This window comes from Hymenobacter setariae (genome assembly GCF_007713685.1).
GTDB classification, from domain to species: Bacteria; Bacteroidota; Bacteroidia; order Cytophagales; family Hymenobacteraceae; genus Hymenobacter; species Hymenobacter setariae.
Genome location: NZ_VMRJ01000003.1, coordinates 858734 through 874624, shown reverse-complemented (window position 1 = coordinate 874624; position 15891 = coordinate 858734). Strand labels below are relative to the sequence as shown.

General features: G+C 59.8%; 9 protein-coding genes. 5 read left to right on the top strand and 4 right to left on the bottom strand.

Going from position 1 to position 15891, the window contains the following annotated elements; all coding sequences use genetic code 11:
• Positions 1-68: 68 nt before the first annotated feature.
• The 5 genes from FNT36_RS14760 (at position 69) to FNT36_RS14740 (ending at position 5891) form a co-directional block, all read left to right on the top strand.
• Complete coding sequence (locus FNT36_RS14760) at positions 69-1988, top strand: family 20 glycosylhydrolase (RefSeq protein WP_233635933.1); 1920 nt, start codon at positions 69-71, stop codon at positions 1986-1988.
• Positions 1989-2343: 355 nt separating this feature from the next.
• Positions 2344-3183, top strand: coding sequence for a bacteriorhodopsin (locus tag FNT36_RS14755; RefSeq protein ID WP_144849116.1), 840 nt, complete (start codon positions 2344-2346; stop codon positions 3181-3183).
• Positions 3164-4216, top strand: coding sequence for a Brp/Blh family beta-carotene 15,15'-dioxygenase (locus tag FNT36_RS14750; RefSeq protein ID WP_144849113.1), 1053 nt, complete (start codon positions 3164-3166; stop codon positions 4214-4216). Before FNT36_RS14755 ends, FNT36_RS14750 begins: the two co-directional genes overlap by 20 nt.
• 47 nt (positions 4217-4263) lie before the next feature.
• Positions 4264-4821, top strand: coding sequence for a type 1 glutamine amidotransferase domain-containing protein (locus tag FNT36_RS14745; protein WP_144849110.1), 558 nt, complete (start codon positions 4264-4266; stop codon positions 4819-4821).
• A 164-nt stretch (positions 4822-4985) separates the two neighbouring features.
• Complete coding sequence (locus FNT36_RS14740; protein ID WP_144849107.1) at positions 4986-5891, top strand: hypothetical protein; 906 nt, start codon at positions 4986-4988, stop codon at positions 5889-5891.
• Here the strand turns inward: FNT36_RS14740 and FNT36_RS14735 are convergent.
• The 4 genes from FNT36_RS14735 to FNT36_RS14720 all read right to left on the bottom strand — a co-directional run bounded on the left by FNT36_RS14735 (position 5888) and on the right by FNT36_RS14720 (position 15838).
• Positions 5888-6364 (bottom strand): nucleoside deaminase, encoded by a 477-nt coding sequence (locus FNT36_RS14735; RefSeq protein ID WP_144849104.1) that lies wholly within the window; start codon positions 6362-6364, stop codon positions 5888-5890. The genes FNT36_RS14740 and FNT36_RS14735 overlap by 4 nt on opposite strands.
• Before the next feature lie 114 nt (positions 6365-6478).
• The gene (locus FNT36_RS14730) at positions 6479-10396 is read right to left on the bottom strand and encodes a hypothetical protein (RefSeq protein ID WP_144849101.1); all 3918 of its coding nucleotides are present in this window, start codon (positions 10394-10396) and stop codon (positions 6479-6481) included.
• A 129-nt stretch (positions 10397-10525) separates the two neighbouring features.
• The gene (locus tag FNT36_RS14725) at positions 10526-12007 is read right to left on the bottom strand and encodes a TlpA family protein disulfide reductase (RefSeq protein WP_144849098.1); all 1482 of its coding nucleotides are present in this window, start codon (positions 12005-12007) and stop codon (positions 10526-10528) included.
• 72 nt (positions 12008-12079) lie between these two features.
• Positions 12080-15838: a sensor histidine kinase gene (locus FNT36_RS14720; protein WP_144849095.1), complete on the bottom strand. Its 3759-nt coding sequence runs from the start codon at positions 15836-15838 to the stop codon at positions 12080-12082.
• Positions 15839-15891: the final 53 nt, after the last annotated feature.

Sequence of the window (15891 nt, the reverse complement as noted above, 5' to 3'; positions counted from 1 at the left end):
TTTTTTTCTCCAAGCCCAGTACTAGCCTGCGTTTTAACTCTGTGAGACTTTGCGGGATAGTAGCGCTCTTGCTGCTCGTTGCGCTCACGGCCCAGGCCCAACGGCCCCTCATGCCGCTGCCCGTGCAGGCTGCCTGGCAGCCAGGCTACTACCGCTTTGCTACGGCGCCCCTAGGTGCCCTGCGCCGGCAGGTGACCGGCCCAGCCGGCTCGACCGACGAGAGCTACCACCTGCGCGTGACGGCTGGCGGGGCCAGCCTCGTGGCGGTGAGCCCCCTAGGTATTCAGCGGGGCCTAGCTACGTTTCGGCAGGTGCTAGAGCGCACACCGCGTGGGTGGCGGGCGCAGTACTGCGACATTCGCGACTGGCCGCGCTTCAAGTGGCGGGGGCTGCTCATTGATGCGAGCCGGCACTTTCTGCCGGTGGCCGTTATCAAGCGCAATATCGACGGCATGGCGGCCGTGAAGCTGAACGTGTTGCACTGGCACCTGAGCGACGACCAAGGCTTTCGGGTCGAGAGCCGGTTTTTTCCGCGCCTCACTAAAGCTAGCACCGACGGGCTGTTTTATACCCGCGCCCAGGTGCGGGAGGTGCTGGCCTATGCGACGGCTCGGGGCATCCGGGTGGTACCCGAGTTCGACATGCCCAGCCACACCACGAGCTGGATTGTGGCCTACCCACGGCTAGCCTCGGTAGACTCGGCCTACGCGCCCTACCGTCTCTGGCGCACTACTAATGTGGCCATCGACCCCACCCGACGCAGCACGTTTACCTTCATCGACTCGCTGCTGACTGAGATGACGGCGCTTTTCCCCGACCCGTACTTCCACACGGGTGGCGATGAGAATGACGGCCGGCAGTGGCGCCGCACGCCGCGCATTGTGGCCTTTATGCGGGCGCACAAGCAGGTGAAGGCCGACGGTGTAACGCCCGACAAGCACCTGCTGCAGCTCTATTTCAGCCAGAAGGTAGACTCGCTGGTGCGCCGCCACGGCAAAATAATGGTGGGCTGGGACGAGATACTGGGCCCCGGCCTGCCCCGCGATGTGGTAGTGCAAAGCTGGCGCGGCGCCAAGGCCGTGACACAAACCGTGCAAAAAGGCAACCCCGCGCTGCTCTCGGCCGGCTACTATCTTGACCTAAACCTGACTGCCGCTAGCTCTTACGCCTCCGACCCGCACACGGGCGTGCCCGACTCGCTGCGCGCCCGCGTACTGGGTGGTGAAGCGGCCATGTGGGGCGAATTTGCCGACAGCGTGGTGTATGACAGCCGCGTGTGGCCCCGCGCTGCCGCCGTGGCCGAGCGCTTGTGGAGTCCCGCCGCCCTCACACAAGACGTGCCCGATATGTACCGCCGCATGGCCTACGTGAACGAGGAACTCGACGCCCTAGGCCTGCGCCACCGCCGCGCCCCGGCCGCCCTGCTGCGCCAAATGGCCCAGCCCTACCCGGCCGCCCTACCAGCGCTGCAGACGCTAGCCGCCGTGTCGGAACCCGTAAAGGAATACAAGCGGCACTTTCAAGGCTTTAGCTACACCACCGAAACGCTGTATAACCGCTTGGTAGATGCTGCACCGGCCGAATCGGAAGTGGCGCGGCGCTTCGGGGCTACGGTCGATAGCCTGATGGCAGGCCAGCCGGTGCTTACCAGCCTCGTGCCCACCGTGGCGCCCATGCCCCTGACGCCCGCCGCTCGCGGCCAGTTGGCCCGCTTGCAAAAGCAGGTGCAGCAGTGGCAGCAAGCCACTCAGGCCCTGACACCGCTTTTTGCAACGTCGCCGGCCATGGCCGAGTACGCTCCGCTAGCGGTGCAGCTAGGTGCGGTGGCTGCGGTGCTGCAGCAGCGCCTAGGTCAGCTCGAAAGTGGCCAGCCGGTGCTACCGGCCTGGCAAACCGAAGCCAAGGCTCAACTAGAGGCCGCCCAAAAACCAGTGGGGCAAGCCGAGCTCGCCATCACCAAGGCTGCCAAAAAATTAGCAGGCTTGTAGCTGCCCTAGGTACCTGTCTGTCTCTCAAAAGCCGCTGGAGGCACTGTTAGCGCGACGTAGACCGCCCGATATAGCGGCGTACAACATTTCGGCTTTCAACTAGTGGCCCCGGCCGCTCCTGCACTACTCGTAGTGCAGGAGCGGCCGGGGCTTTTTGTGTCTTTCTAAAGACGTTATCAAGCCCAGACAGCTTATTATCAAAACAATAAGCTAACTACTTGAAAATGAATACAAAATGAAGTTTAATTAAATATTCTTTATTGACAACCTATGAGTAGATAGGCTCCGTACCCCATCTCAATTACTCGCTAGCATTCCGCTAGTTGAGCTTCCTACACTCTAGCTTCACCTTATCATGACATTCGGCGACTCCTTTGTGCCCACGGCGGGCGAAGTGGGCATCCTCTCAATGCTCACTTATTTCTTTATGGCCGTGGCGGCTTATAGCTTTTTGGGCAACCTAATTTTTAGCTTGGCCACGCAAAGTAGCGTAGTACCCGAGCACCGTATTTCGCGGGTGTACGGGGCCATTATTGCGGCGGTAGCGGGCGTTTCGTATTTGCTCATCACGCATTTCTACCACGAGTTTTTGCATGAACTAAGCCGCCATGGGGCAGATACGGCGGCGGGCGAGATACTAACGCGACAGAGCTACCAGGCCATTGGGCAGCTTCGCTACATCGACTGGGCCGTAACTACTCCTTTGCTGCTGCTCAAAACCGTTTCGATGCTGCGCATCTCTTTCCGCGAAGCTACTAAGGCCATTATCGTACTGCTGGTGGCCGACTTCTTTATGGTCCTGACAGGCTATATCGGCGAGCAGCAGCTCACGGCTTCGGGCGAAATCATTGCGAGCGGCAAGCTGCTGTGGGGCGCCATTTCGACCCTAGGGTACCTCGTCGTACCGTTTGTGCTGTATGGCCTCTACAAGCGCTTTGGGGCGCGCAGCCACGAGCAAGAGCGCTGGGGCTTCCGGTTTATGGCCTACACCACGGTTACGAGCTGGGGCGTGTACCCACTGGGATATCTTCTGACGCTGACCAGTGTAAACCTGAACTATATTCATCTAGCATTCAGCTTAGCCGATATTTTCAACAAAACTGGTGTAGCCATTGTGGCCTACCTAGTGTCGAAGCGTCTGCTCGATGAGCGGCTAGACGAGAAGAAAATCATCGATGGCTATTCGGTGGTTTAGATGCCGCGGGCCGCAGCGCTATTCCTATGTGGCGCTGCTGCTGGCCGCTGCCGTGGGCGTGCTGGCGCCGGGCCGGGCGAGCTGGGTGCTAGGACCGGTGCTATTGCTGGGTCTAGCGCTGCTGGGTGTGGCCCACGGCGCCTGCGACCAGTTTGTGGTACCCGCCACCCGCCCAGAGCTAGCCCAACACAGGGGACGCTACTGGGCCGTGTTCCTAGGTGGGTACCTAGGGCTGGCGGCGGCCGTAGGGCTGCTGTGGTGGTGGCAGCCGGGGCTGGCGGTAGCCTTTTTCTTTGGGCTATCGGCCTGGCACTGGGGCTCGGGCGATGCCCCTAGGGCGGTGCCCCGCGGGCTATGGGTAGCGCATAGCGTACTACGCGGCGCGCTGCTGTTTGCGGTGCCCCTGCTGCACTGGCCCACCGAAACCCTAGCGCTTACCAACAACTTACTCACCCTGGCGGGGGCGACCCCACTACCCCTTGCCTCGGTGCTGCGGGCGGCGCAGTGGCTGGGGCCACTCGTGCTGGGGGGGCACCTGCTGCTGTGGCTTGGCTACTGGGCACGCGGCCAGGCCACCCTAGCCACTACCGATATGCGGGAAGTAGTGGTACTCGGCACCTTGCTCTTGGCGCTGCCTCCGTTGCTATCGGCTGGGATGTACTTTGTCTTTTGGCACAGCTTGCAGCACGTGCTGCGCATGAATGCGCTGATGGGCTTGTCGCCAATAGGCAGCCGGCCCACCCTAGGGGTGCAGCTAGGTTTCTTTTTGCGTCGCTCGGCGCCGCTCTTGGCTATTAGCCTAGGGGCGCTGGCCGTGGTCTATGGCCTGGCCTGGACCCGGGCGGCGAGTGGCGCTACATTCATCAGCCTAGCGCTGCTGGCGGCCTCGGTCGTGACGCTGCCGCACGCGCTGCTCGTGACGCTGGGCCTCGATGCCGCCCGCTGGCGCCGTGCCCCACTTGCGCCTAGCGCGCCAACGAAGGCTCCTATTGCTGGGCTTATTTCAGCAACCACCCCCGCAGTCCCAGCGTAAACCTTAAACAGCAGGCGAGACTATTCGCCGCTTAGTTTTTATTCGCAATGTCACTTTTTGGAACCGATAAATTGAAAGGGAAGCGCGTGGCTATTATTGCCACCGATGGCTTTGAGCAAGTAGAGCTGACCGAACCGCAGAAATATTTGAAAAACGAAGGCGCCGAGGTCGATGTGGTGTCGCTGAAAAGCGGCAGCATCAAGGGCTGGGACATGACGGACTGGGGCGACAAGGTAGACGTAGACAAGACCATCGATGAAGTGAAGGTGGAAGACTACGATGCTCTAGTGCTGCCCGGCGGCCAGATTAACCCCGACAAGCTGCGCCTAGAGCCTAGCGTGGTTGATTTTGTGCGCGAGTTTGCCCACACCGGCAAGCCGCTGGCTGCCATCTGCCACGGCCCCTGGACGCTCATCGAGGCCGACGTGGTGCGCGGCAAGCACATGACCAGCTGGCCTAGCCTCAAAACCGACCTGCGCAACGCCGGGGCCGAGTGGCAAGACTCGGAAGTGGTAGTAGATGGCAACTTCATTACCAGCCGCAAGCCCGACGACCTCAAGGCCTTCAACCAAAAGATTGAAGAGCTGCTCACTACGCCGCGCTAGCCCCTAGGTAGCGTGAATAACTAAAAGCCCGCCCTGGCTCGCATAAGCGAAGCTGGGGCGGGCTTTTAGTTGCTAGAAGAATAGGTAAGTTAGCGCCGAAATGAAGCTATAAGTCTGAGCCAATAGGCATAAATCTTACTGGCTTCTTGCTAATTACCTAACCCATGAAGGCCCTTTTTATTGCCGTGCTGTCACTCACTTGTGTGTCACAAGCTTGCCAGCAGCAGTCAGCCGAAAAAGCCGCTAGCCAAGCGCCTAGCAGGGAATCCAATACAGCGGAGGTCCCGGTTGCGGCACCTACCCTAGCCCAACGCCTGAGCCCCGTGCTGAATGACTACTGGGTAAGCGCTGACTACTTGCGGGAGGTAGCCCGCACGCGCTCGCCGCAAGCCGCCTTCGACGGTGCGTTATCGCCGACCTCCTTAGTGATTGAGGACTTTGCCGGCCAGAAAGACAGCGTAGAGATTGGAGCTTCTTACGGCCTGCACGAAGGGGGTAGCCTGACGCTGTTGTTGCAAGCCGGTACCCAACCGGGCTCCCTCAGAGTAAGGGAGCCTTACGGTGGTGAAGCAGGCACGCGTAATGAACTGGCTTATCGGATAACCTCAACCGATACTACGCTACTGTACATCACCCGGAAGAGCAGCACGAACAAAATAATCAGCCAACTAGCCTATCGCCGAACCGGTATGCCCGGCAAGACCTCTGACCTCGAAGCAGGGGTTGAGTTAGGCATCAACAAACTGCTGCTTGCTGGGAGCTATACGGGTACCGATTCTACTAGGCGGGCAGTAGCCGTTCGCTTCTTCACCGATGGCACCGTGTTAGGCTTGCCCTTTAAGAAGTACGTGATTCAAACCGATTTTACAGGGCCTACTCCTGGTGATGAGTTAGTGTTTGATGGATACACCAAGCAACAACAATCATTTGCCGCTTCATTTGGACGTGACACCCTGAAGCTCTACACTATGCGCAGCCTAATTGGTATTCCGCCCGGTGGCACCGATACCACGGAATACTTCATACGGGGCCGCCTACGCTACCAGCTAATCCGCACCAAGCAGCTCTAATATACCGTTTTGCTTTCGTGGTCCTCCCAGGCTTGGAAGCCAGCAATGGCCTCTTCGGGCAGCAGTTGCTGCATCGGGATGCTGCGCTCGCTCAGGGGCTTGTCGATTTCGTCGTAGATAAAGTGGTCGTCGAAGCCCACGGCGGCGGCGTCCTGCTTGGTGTTGCCGTAGAACACGCGAGCCGGCCGCGCCCAATAGATGGCACCTAGGCACATGGGGCAGGGCTCGCAGCTGGTATAAAGGTCGCAGCCCTCGAGTTGAAAGGTACCTAGGGCCTGGCAGGCCTTGCGGATGGCATCGACCTCGGCGTGGCAGGTGGGGTCGTGGGTGGTAGTGACTTGGTTGAAGCCGCGGGCGATAATCTGCCCATCTTTCACTACTACCGCGCCGAAGGGACCGCCAAAACCGGCCTGCATTTTTTCGATAGACAGGCGAATGGCTTCGCGCATGAAGTCGGGATTAGGAGCAGTCATTTTCTTTGTCTTTAGTTATTCGTTTTTAATTTTTGGCTGGCCTGCGGTGCATTGGGCAAGGATAGTAGTACAGTTAAAACCGAACAACGTTTAGGCAAAGACCAAAAAATCATCCTAAAACAGTACCGCCACCTGCATGCGGCCGGTGTGCACCACACCCAGGCCGCTCGACTTGCGCCCGTCGTAGGCCACCGTGATGTTGAGGCCATTGGCGAGGCGCTGCTCCATATTAAGATTCCAGGTAAAGTTGGAGCCGGGGCGCAGGGCTTGCAACACTTCGAGGCCCACTACTGAGGCTACGTTGCCCTCGAACGTGACGCGCGTGACGTGCGTAGCGGCCGTGAGCGTGCGCTTGCCTACCTGGCTGACGCGCGTTTCGAGCCCTAGGTCATCGAAAGTGCCGCGGGTGTCGTTAGCCACGTCGGGCTGGCCCGTGCGGTCGAGCAGGTCGCGCTTGGCCACGTGCTGCAAGGTGCCCGTGAAGCGCAATGCCGTGTTGGGCTGGTAGCTGATTTCGGGCTGGATAGTGTAGATGCGCAGCCGGAAGTTGCGGGCGCTGAGGAAAGCGCTGTTTGTGCTGTAGCTGCTTTGGGCCTCGCGCACATCGCGGGCCACAGTGAGGCGGCCCGTAAATGACTGCGCCAGCGTGCGGCGCAGCAGCAGGCTCTGGGTGGTGAGGTTGCGCAGGTCAAAACCCTGGGCGAGCAGCGTTTTCTGCTGGGTTTGCTGCGAGGTAAGCTCGGCGCCGAAGGTAGGGTTGGCCCGGTTGAGGTACAGCGTGTTGCGCACGAGTTGCGTGAATGCCAGCAAGCTGGCGTCTTCCTTCTCGAAGCTGAATGGGCTCAAGCGTGCCCCTAGGGCCTTACTGCCGGTGCGCCTATCGACGGTAACGCTCGTGATGCTGCTGAACCGCGCCACCAATGCCTGCCAGCCGCCGGCCTCACGCCAGCCGCGGGGCGCGTTCACGGTGAGGCGGTAGCTGAGGCGGTTTTGATAGGCGGTGAGGTAGTCGGCGGTGGGTAGGTACACCTTGATGTAGGTGCGGTACTGGGCATCGGGGGTTTGAGCTTCTAAAAACTCATCGCGGTCCTCCACGCCGTTGCGGTTGAGGTCGCCGGCGTAGTAGTGGGTGCCCTGGCCGGCCGGCACGGCCAGAAAGGAGTAGTCGCGGCGCAGCTCGCGGCCAGTTTGCACGCTATAGCTCAGCTCCGAGCGTATCTGGTTCTGGAGCAGCGTGGCGTTGTAGTCAATTTTGCCGAGCACATTGCGCTGGCGGGTACTGTCGGCGTAGGCCACGGGGTTGAGGTCGCGGTAGGTGGCCAGCACGCGCAGGTCCTGAGTGCGCCCTAGGCGAGTGGTGACATTGCCCTGCCAGGTCTGCGAAATGGTGCGCACGCGCAGGGTCGTCTGCTCGGCGGTGGGCGTCTGGTCGCGGCGGTAGCTGTAGTCGAAGCGGTAGCGGGTGCGCCCGGTATCGGGGCTTTGCAGGAAGAAGGTGTGCTCGTCGAAATAGTTGGCCGAGCGCACCGAGTCGCGCCCCGGCGACACCACCCGGTTTTTATCGAACTTGTAGCTGTAGCCCGGAATGAGGCGCCCGCCGCCGTAGCGCACGCTGGCCTCGCCGCGGGCCCAGGTAGACTGGTAGCGCCCGGCCTGCGAGTTGAGCAAAAACAGCGCCCCGCGCAGCTCTACGCGCCCTACTTGCTGGGCCACATCGAGCCAGTGCTGCAAGCCGTTGACCTCGCCCGGCCGATAGCGGCGGCTGAGCCGGTAGTTGACGCTGTGTGTGGCATCGCGCGTCAAGCCCACCGCGAAGTTGAGAATATTGTCTTCCCTAGGTACCGTAGTGGTGGCGTTAGCGGTGCTGACGGTGCTCCAGTTGCGGTCAAACTCGATATCGCGGTAGCGGTCGATGGGCGCGAACTTGGGCGCCGTATACTCGTAGTCGAGCGCCGAGCTGAGGCGGTAATTGCGCAGTGCAGCAGGCGCCCAGTTGGGCAGGGCGCGGTTTTGCACGCTATAGCCCAGGCGCATAGCGCCGCCCTTATCCTCGGTACCTAGGGCGAAGCGGTTGCGCTGCAATTGTGAGCTGGCCAAGTCCACAAACACCGCTGCCGTGGGGTCGAGTTGAAAAGTGGCGCCCGCCGTGAGCATCTGCTTGAGCAAGGGCGTGGGCAGCACTCGCACCGGCGCATAGCTCCCCTGGCCGGGCCCGCGGTACACGTACACCCGGCCGTTGGTGCCCGAGGTGGTGTTGAGGCTATAATCACCGCGACCTGCCCCTACGTTAGTAAAACTCACATTGTAGACTGGCTTGGTCGAGTCGGGCGGGAAGGTGTAGGTTGCCACCTGTTGGCCCGTAGTGGGGTTGGTAATGATAGTACGATTGTACTGCACCAAACTGCGGTTGTAAGCCGCCAGCGTGTCGCCCCGGGTTTGCACAGCGGCCACATTGCCAGCGCGGCGCAGCGCCTGCTGGTCGGTGGCCGAGAGCGAGAGATTGGCAGTGCTATTGGGGTCGTCGGCCTCCTGATAAAAATTACCACGCACTTGTAGCTTGCCCACCTGCTGATAATGGCTCAGGGTGTAGAGCGAGCGCGAGTAGTTGAGGTCCGAATACTCAAAATCAACCTTAAGGCGCGAATTCTTAGTAATAAGGTGGCGCGGCGAAAATGTAAGCTCGGCTAGGTTGTAGTCGATGGTGTAATCGTAGTCAAAGCCCCTGGTCTGGAGCCGCCCGTCGAGGTACACCCGCTCGGAGCCCGCCAGCACAATGATGTATTGCTCACCATTGGGGCCAGTAAGGCGGTATGGCCCTTGCACGTTCTCGATGGGCGCAATGTCGAGCGAGGCAAACTTGCCCTTGGCCACGCCGCCAGCTATCAGGGTTGAAGAGCGAATTTGGCCTTTTTGGTCGCGCACGGTTACTTCGCCGCTACCGGTTGGGCCAGCTGCTCCGGTACCAATGCCACCAGTAGCCAAGGAGCCTGCCGTACCAGTGGGCGTTTGCAACGTTTGGTTGGGCGGCACCACGGTGCCAGGCGGCGTTAGGGTTTGCGAGCTGTTGCCGGTAGGCGCCGCGCTATTGGTCGTCACGCCGTTGGTGTAGGTCGTGAACGACGAAGGCGGCGCGTTGCTCACGCTGTTGTTGCTGGCGCCGGCCTGCAAGGGCTGTGGCCCAGGTGCCCCTAGGTTGGCTTCGATGGCCGCGCCTTGGATGTTCTTGTAGTAGCGCAAGAAGTAGTCGGGCTTGTTGCGCAGCACCACATCGCCGGCCGTTAGGTTCCACTGCGGGCCGGTGAGCGTGATGTAGATTTTATCGAATTGCTGCAGCGTCTGCGTATTGCCTTCGGGCTGAAACGGCACGTTTTGGTCTGATATCGCGGCCGTCAGGCGAATGTTCTCCGTGAGCTTGCCTTCGAGTTGCAGGTTCAGCGCCGAGTTCACGAACACGTTCTGCGTATTGCCGAACGAGATGCCCCGGGCCAAATTACCCGTCTTGCTAATGCCTGGCGTGCTCAAGATTTGCTCCTTCTGCGAGAAGTCTTCGAGCCGCAGCATCTTGCGCTCTCGAAAGTCGATGCTGTCCATGAGCCGGGGCGGGCGGCGGTAGCGCTGAGCCAGCAGCTGCACTGGCAGCACCCGGTAGCATAAGTACACTGAGTCGGGCAGAATACTACCGGTACTATCGGCGGCCGGCGCCGGCCGCACAATACGGTATTGGTTGGTAGCCACATCGTAGGCTACCGGCCGCCCGTTGGCCGTGACGGTAGCCGGCACAATGGTCAGGGAGTCGGTAAGGGCAAACGTCGTGGTATCGCGCCCCAGGGCCAAGCGCAAGTAGCGACAGCGCTGCGTAGTAGGCGGCGGCGCCGCCGAGGTGGGCGCCCTAGGTGCCACCGGTGGGCTAGTCGGCGCAGTAGTCGCTGGAACTGGCGCCGCTTGCTGCGCCCAAGCGCGGGGTATACTCAACCACAGCACCGCCAAGAGCAGGCCCACGAGGGGAAAGCACAGACGGTAGCGTTGGGTCATAGAGTAAAGTTCGGCACTAGCGGGCCCACAACGCTAGATGGCCCCCTACTAGTGCCTTGCAGCGGTGCCAATTGCTCCACGTGTATCTATAGCAATTGGCAGTGCTCTATCTAAACTATTCTTACAAGCTCACAGCAACTGTTCTACCAAGGCCCCGAAGCGTACGTCGCCAGGCCGTAGGGCATCGGGGTTGCGCACAGTGCCGCTACGGTCAAGAAGCATGTAGTGCGGCACCGACCGCACATCAAATTCCTGGCGGAAGGCGGAGGCCCCTGGGCGTATGAAACGATACTGGAGCCCCGCGCCCGCCGGCAACTGCTTAAGCGCCCCGCGCCAGGCCGTGGGGTCTTCGTCGATGGATAGATAAAGCACTACCAGCCCCCGCTTGCCATAACGCTTGGCAGCGGCTATTGATAGCGGTATTTCTTCGCGGCAGGGCACGCACCAACTGGCCCAGAGGTCGAGCAGTACCACTTTGCCGCGGTAAGCGGCCAGCAGGTCGGTGAGGTGCCGCGGTGGACCGGCTGGACCAGCCAGTGAATCGGAAAAGGCGGCATGCGGATAGGAGCGTAATGGCACGGGCGGTCCGCCGCGCAGCATCTTCAGAAACTCATCGTGCGGCTTCACCCAACGGGCGTAATCCTGTATATAGTAGCTAAGGTTCTGGCGCTGCTGCCCATCCTCTAAAATTAAATAGCATGCCCAGGCCTGGTGAAAGCCACTAAATAGCTGTTTGGCCATCTTATAGCTTGCCCCGGCGGTGGGGTATTGCCGCGCCAGTACGCACTGGTATTCGGCATACTGGCTAAGCGCCCCGCCTAGCCCCTGGCTTGCCGCAGCAGGTAGCGCCTGCATAGCTAGCACACCACGCAGCTGCGCGGCTACCGTGTCGCGGTAAGCGTCCGGTGGAGTGCGTAGGGTATCGCGGCGGCTGTTGGGCTGCAGAGGGTTGAGCAGCATCGAAAATAGCCGTAAGCGTATCTGCCGGCCTAGGCAAGCTGCCACCTCAGGCCGGATGCCAGGCGTGCGGCGCAACTGGGCCAGGCGGGCGTCGCCTTCTAGCCGCAGCCGCTGCCACAACGGCAAATATTGCGTAAGGCGCTTGCGATTAGCCAAGTTTCGAATGTTCGCATCCTGGTAAGTAATGGTCGAGTCCCCCTCTACTGGCTCGCTCAATTCGCCTGGCACCCCATCTAGGCTGAGCGCGCCGCGCCACAAGCGCACACAAAAATCTAGTTCGGCTTGGTGGCGACCCTTGAATTGAAAGCTATTGCGGGCGGTATTATGCAGTATCGTCACGGTGTCGCCAGGCATTAGTACTAGCACCGGCGGTTCTAGCAGGCGGGTGCGCGCGGGCGGGTTCTGCACAATACGATTTGTGAAACGAATTAGCGTTGGTGTATAAGAACCGTTCCCAAATTCTACCCAGCCAACGCGGCTGCTAGTAATCAGGCCCCTATCGTTCGCCGTTCCATATAGGTTGTAGTAGCTGAATATAATCGGGTCGCTACCGGCTTGCGCCCGCAGCACGGCTCTAGGTGGGGCTGCACCTACTGGTATAACCAGCAGCAGTAGCAACGAAAACCAAGTGGTAAGAAGCGCGTTTGCCATAGTGCACAGGGTAAGTAGTCAGCTGATTGATGCCAACTTACGCCATTATGTACATAGCTAATTCTTACCAATTTATCCTGCCAGCGGCAGTTCGATAAAGAAGGTAGTGCCCTCGTCTTCCACCGTTTCAAACCAGATGCTGCCGCCCGCGCTCTCAATGCCGCGCTTAGCTACCGCTAGCCCAATGCCCGAGCCGGTGGCCTTCGTGGTAAAATTGGGCCGAAAGACTTTGTCGCGCACCTCTTCGGCGATGCCGCTACCATTGTCGGCAATGGTGATGAGAACCTTGCTAGGACTACACTTAAGGGCTACCTCCTGGCGAGGCTGACGGCCGGGCGGCACGGCCTGCTTGGCATTGAGCAACAAGTTGTTGAAGGTGCGCACCAACAGGCTTTCATCGGCAAATACGGTGCACGACTCATTGTCGGGTAGGGCTAGGTGTAGCTCGCCGTCGTCCCCATCCTGCTCCCGAAAGAGGTCGGCGCAGTGTCGCAGCACGGCCGCCACATCGAGGCGCTCGGGGCGCATGGTGGGCAGGTTGGTAAAAGTGCTGAACGAGGTAGCAATGTCGGAAAGCACATCAATTTGGGTGATGAGCGTCTGCGAAATGCGGGCTATCAAAGCTTCGGTGTTGGGCCTTCCCTCATCAATGGCCTTTTGCAAGTATTGCAGGCTCAGCTTCATAGGCGTGAGCGGATTCTTGATTTCGTGGGCTACTTGGCGGGCCATCTCGCGCCAGGCTGCTTCTTTTTCTTGCGTAGCCAACTCACGCTTGCTGGCTTCGAGCTTGCCAAGCATGGTGTTGTACTCGCGCACCAGCAGCCCGATTTCGTCGTCGCTGCTGCGGTAGTCGAGTACTTCGTTCTGGCCTGTGAGCGTGGTGCGTTTCAGGCGCTCGGTCAGCAGCTTGAGCGGAGCCGTGAGCTGGCGCGTAGCTACGAACGCTAGCACCAAGAACAGCAAGCCCATAAGTGTAAATATGTTGAGGATAGTGGTGAAGAGCTCGGTCAGCTTGCTATCCAGTTCCTTCTGTGAGTCGAAGAAGGGAATACCCACATAGCCTAGCACAGGCCCGGCCACGGTGCCGCCGCTACTAGGCATTCGCACAGGCAAGTACAAGGCACTGAATGACAACGACCCAGCCCGCTCAGTGAGCAAAATGCGGCTCATGGCCCCCTCCCGAAAGGCTACGATAGCCTGCGGATTGAGCAACGACCCTAGGAGGCCCGCTTCAAAAATGAGCGGCTGGGAGCTCACCAGCAGCTTGCCTTGGGCATCATACAAGTTGAGGTCGGTTTCGGTAAGGGCAGCTACATTATGCACTAGCCCGGTAAGCGCCGGGTCATACCCAGTAGGGCGATTAGTACTATCTGCCAGCAGGTCGCGGCGGCGCAGTAGACTTTCGAGGGCAATGTGGCCGCGGCGCTCGTAGGTACGAAGCAAATCGCGGCGGTAGCTCGAAATAACTTGGCTAGCTGTGGCCACGCTCACTACTACCAACGACAGCAAAATACCCACGTTGAGCAGCACCTGAATACGGGTGCTGAAATTGAGCTGCCAGGCGCTGCGCTCGCGGCGCAGCAGCAGGTATAGGCTGGCCGCCAGCACCCACAGCACGCTATTGAGCAAGAGTTGAAATGAGAAGTTGGACAGCCAGTCGGCTAGCGAGTAGGTCGAGGTCGTCACCACCACCGTGCGGCCTTCTGCCCCATGCACAGCTAAGTGGTGAAACCCACTGAGCACTATGCCCTCTTGGTAGAGGCGCGGGTCGCGCAGGCGACTAGCGGGCAGTAAGTTGGCGTAGTCAAAATCGCCCTCACTATACACTAGGCGTCCCGCCGCAAAGCCAGCGTAGTTGAGGTCAGTAGCAAGGCCCGGCTGAAAAAACTTTTGGTCTACGAGCAATTCGGGCAGCACACTATAGCTCGATAGCTTGCGTAGGCTAAGCGTGAGCACAATGGTGCCGGCCGGCGCCGGGGGCCCAATGCCCACTATCGGCGGCGCCACCAGCGGCACCACGGCCGCGTAGCGCCGCGAGCTAAACGAATTTTCTGATTTTAACAGAAATACGCCCGCCTGGTCGGTGGCCGTGGCCGTGCGCGACAGCAGTTCGCGGGTTTGGCCAAAGGTGAGCGTATCGCTTCCTTCCGTGTCTACGGGCTTGCCCGCGGCATCGAATAAGCTGATGCCGGCTTCGTACTTATCAAAATAGTCGCGCAGGTACTGCCGACTCACGCGGCGGCGCACCGCATCAGCCCGCACAGGCTGGGTAGCCAGCATTTGAGCAATAACCGGGTCGGCGGCGAGCAGGCGAATGCGCTCTCCTAATAGAAACTCCCCCTGCAAGTCATTATCAACTAGAAGATTGTTAGCTAAACGCTGCTTATCCAGCAGTAATTGATGCCCAAACTGCTCGTATTGCGCCAGGGCTCCGGTGGCAGCCCCTAGCCCTAGCAGTAGTAGTGCTAAGTAGGCTAAGCCCCTAGGCCCCGGCCCCGCCATGCGCACCAGCACAAAATAGCTAACAGCTAAAGCCGCCAGGCAAAGCCAGGTCCAACCAAGTAACGCGCTCAGCCCCAGTAGGGCCAACGCGCCCCCTCCCGTGAGGCCGAGTAGCAGGCCGCCGTGCGTCAGCCGCCGGCCGGGGCCTAGCAGCCTTGTCAGTAGCAGTAGCAGCAGCAAAATGGCAGCTGTGTGCAGCACGACGGCCAGCGCTAACACTAGGCGAAAGCCCGTAACTTGAATACTCTGGGTAATATCAAGATTGAGCTGACCACTGCTAAATGCCATGCGGTAGTAGCTATGCAGCAAAAGCAGCAGCGAGCTAAATACCACGGTCAGCCCGATACGCCAACCCATGCGGTTGCCGACTTGCGCGCGAGTTTGCCAGCGATAGTGAATACTAAGTAGCCACACTGCAGCAGCAATAACCAGCGCTAATGCAGCATTCAGCAGCAAGTCGCCCAGCGATGGTGCCCAGCTTGACACGGCGTACACCCGAGGGTCGAATAGCGGCAGCTCTAGCATTGCATAGGGTAGCCCCAATTGCAACAGTACTATTCGTAGCGCCAGTAGAGGCAGCACCAAAGCGGCTACGGCTGCCCCTCCTCGCCGGACTAGCCACCAGCGCCACGCCAGCGCTAGCCAGCCTCCTACGTACAGCAGCACGCCGAGCGCCAATAAGGCCAGCGGCAAATAACGCCCTGCCAGCGAGCTATTTTGCAGCCATTGCACCGCAAACAACGGCTGGCCAGTGGCCTCTCGCACCAGCGTGCTCGGCTTAGCCCCAATGGCTGATTGCACCTGCACATCCAATCCCTGTAGTAGCGCACGGCCGTAACCTTCACGCAAGTAGCGGTTACTGATGCCGTAGCGCTGCAGCAATGGGATATATACCAACACTACTATAGTCCCGTAGGCGCGCCGCACCACTACAAAATCACCTAGGGAAGTTTGCGAAAGCCACTCTGACCGTTCATCGGCTATGTCCTCGGCTTTAGGCGAGGGGCCCGCTGCCGACCATTCGCGCAGCTGCCCATTTTCTACGACAAAAGCTGGATAAGTGCTTTGACTCAGCAGCTGGCTAAATCGGAGGTTTTTTTGGTATCGACTGGCTTGCAGAATACGTTCTGCTTCTTGGCTAGCCGTGGCCGTGGCCTGCTGCACTAGGTGCTGCACCTGACTTGTACCAGGCTGCGACTCATCGCCGGCACCAGGCCCATACTGGCTAGTTAAATAGCTAGCGCTAAATGCCAATAATCCACTGATTACTAGCAGCCAAGCCCAAGCAATACCCCAGCCGCGACGAACCAACGAGTCAGAAAGCTCCATAGGTAGCTTAACTAAATACCCTGGCCAACTGCCAGCACCTTAGTGCTGCGCAG

Coding starts and splice junctions, on each gene's coding strand:
- FNT36_RS14750 (WP_144849113.1), top strand. CDS start 3,164: ATGGCTATTCGGTGGTTTAGATGCCGCGGGCCGCAGCGCTATTCCTAT.
- FNT36_RS14720 (WP_144849095.1), bottom strand. CDS start 15,838: ATGGAGCTTTCTGACTCGTTGGTTCGTCGCGGCTGGGGTATTGCTTGG.
- FNT36_RS14735 (WP_144849104.1), bottom strand. CDS start 6,364: ATGACTGCTCCTAATCCCGACTTCATGCGCGAAGCCATTCGCCTGTCT.
- FNT36_RS14730 (WP_144849101.1), bottom strand. CDS start 10,396: ATGACCCAACGCTACCGTCTGTGCTTTCCCCTCGTGGGCCTGCTCTTG.
- FNT36_RS14740 (WP_144849107.1), top strand. CDS start 4,986: ATGAAGGCCCTTTTTATTGCCGTGCTGTCACTCACTTGTGTGTCACAA.
- FNT36_RS14745 (WP_144849110.1), top strand. CDS start 4,264: ATGTCACTTTTTGGAACCGATAAATTGAAAGGGAAGCGCGTGGCTATT.
- FNT36_RS14725 (WP_144849098.1), bottom strand. CDS start 12,007: ATGGCAAACGCGCTTCTTACCACTTGGTTTTCGTTGCTACTGCTGCTG.
- FNT36_RS14755 (WP_144849116.1), top strand. CDS start 2,344: ATGACATTCGGCGACTCCTTTGTGCCCACGGCGGGCGAAGTGGGCATC.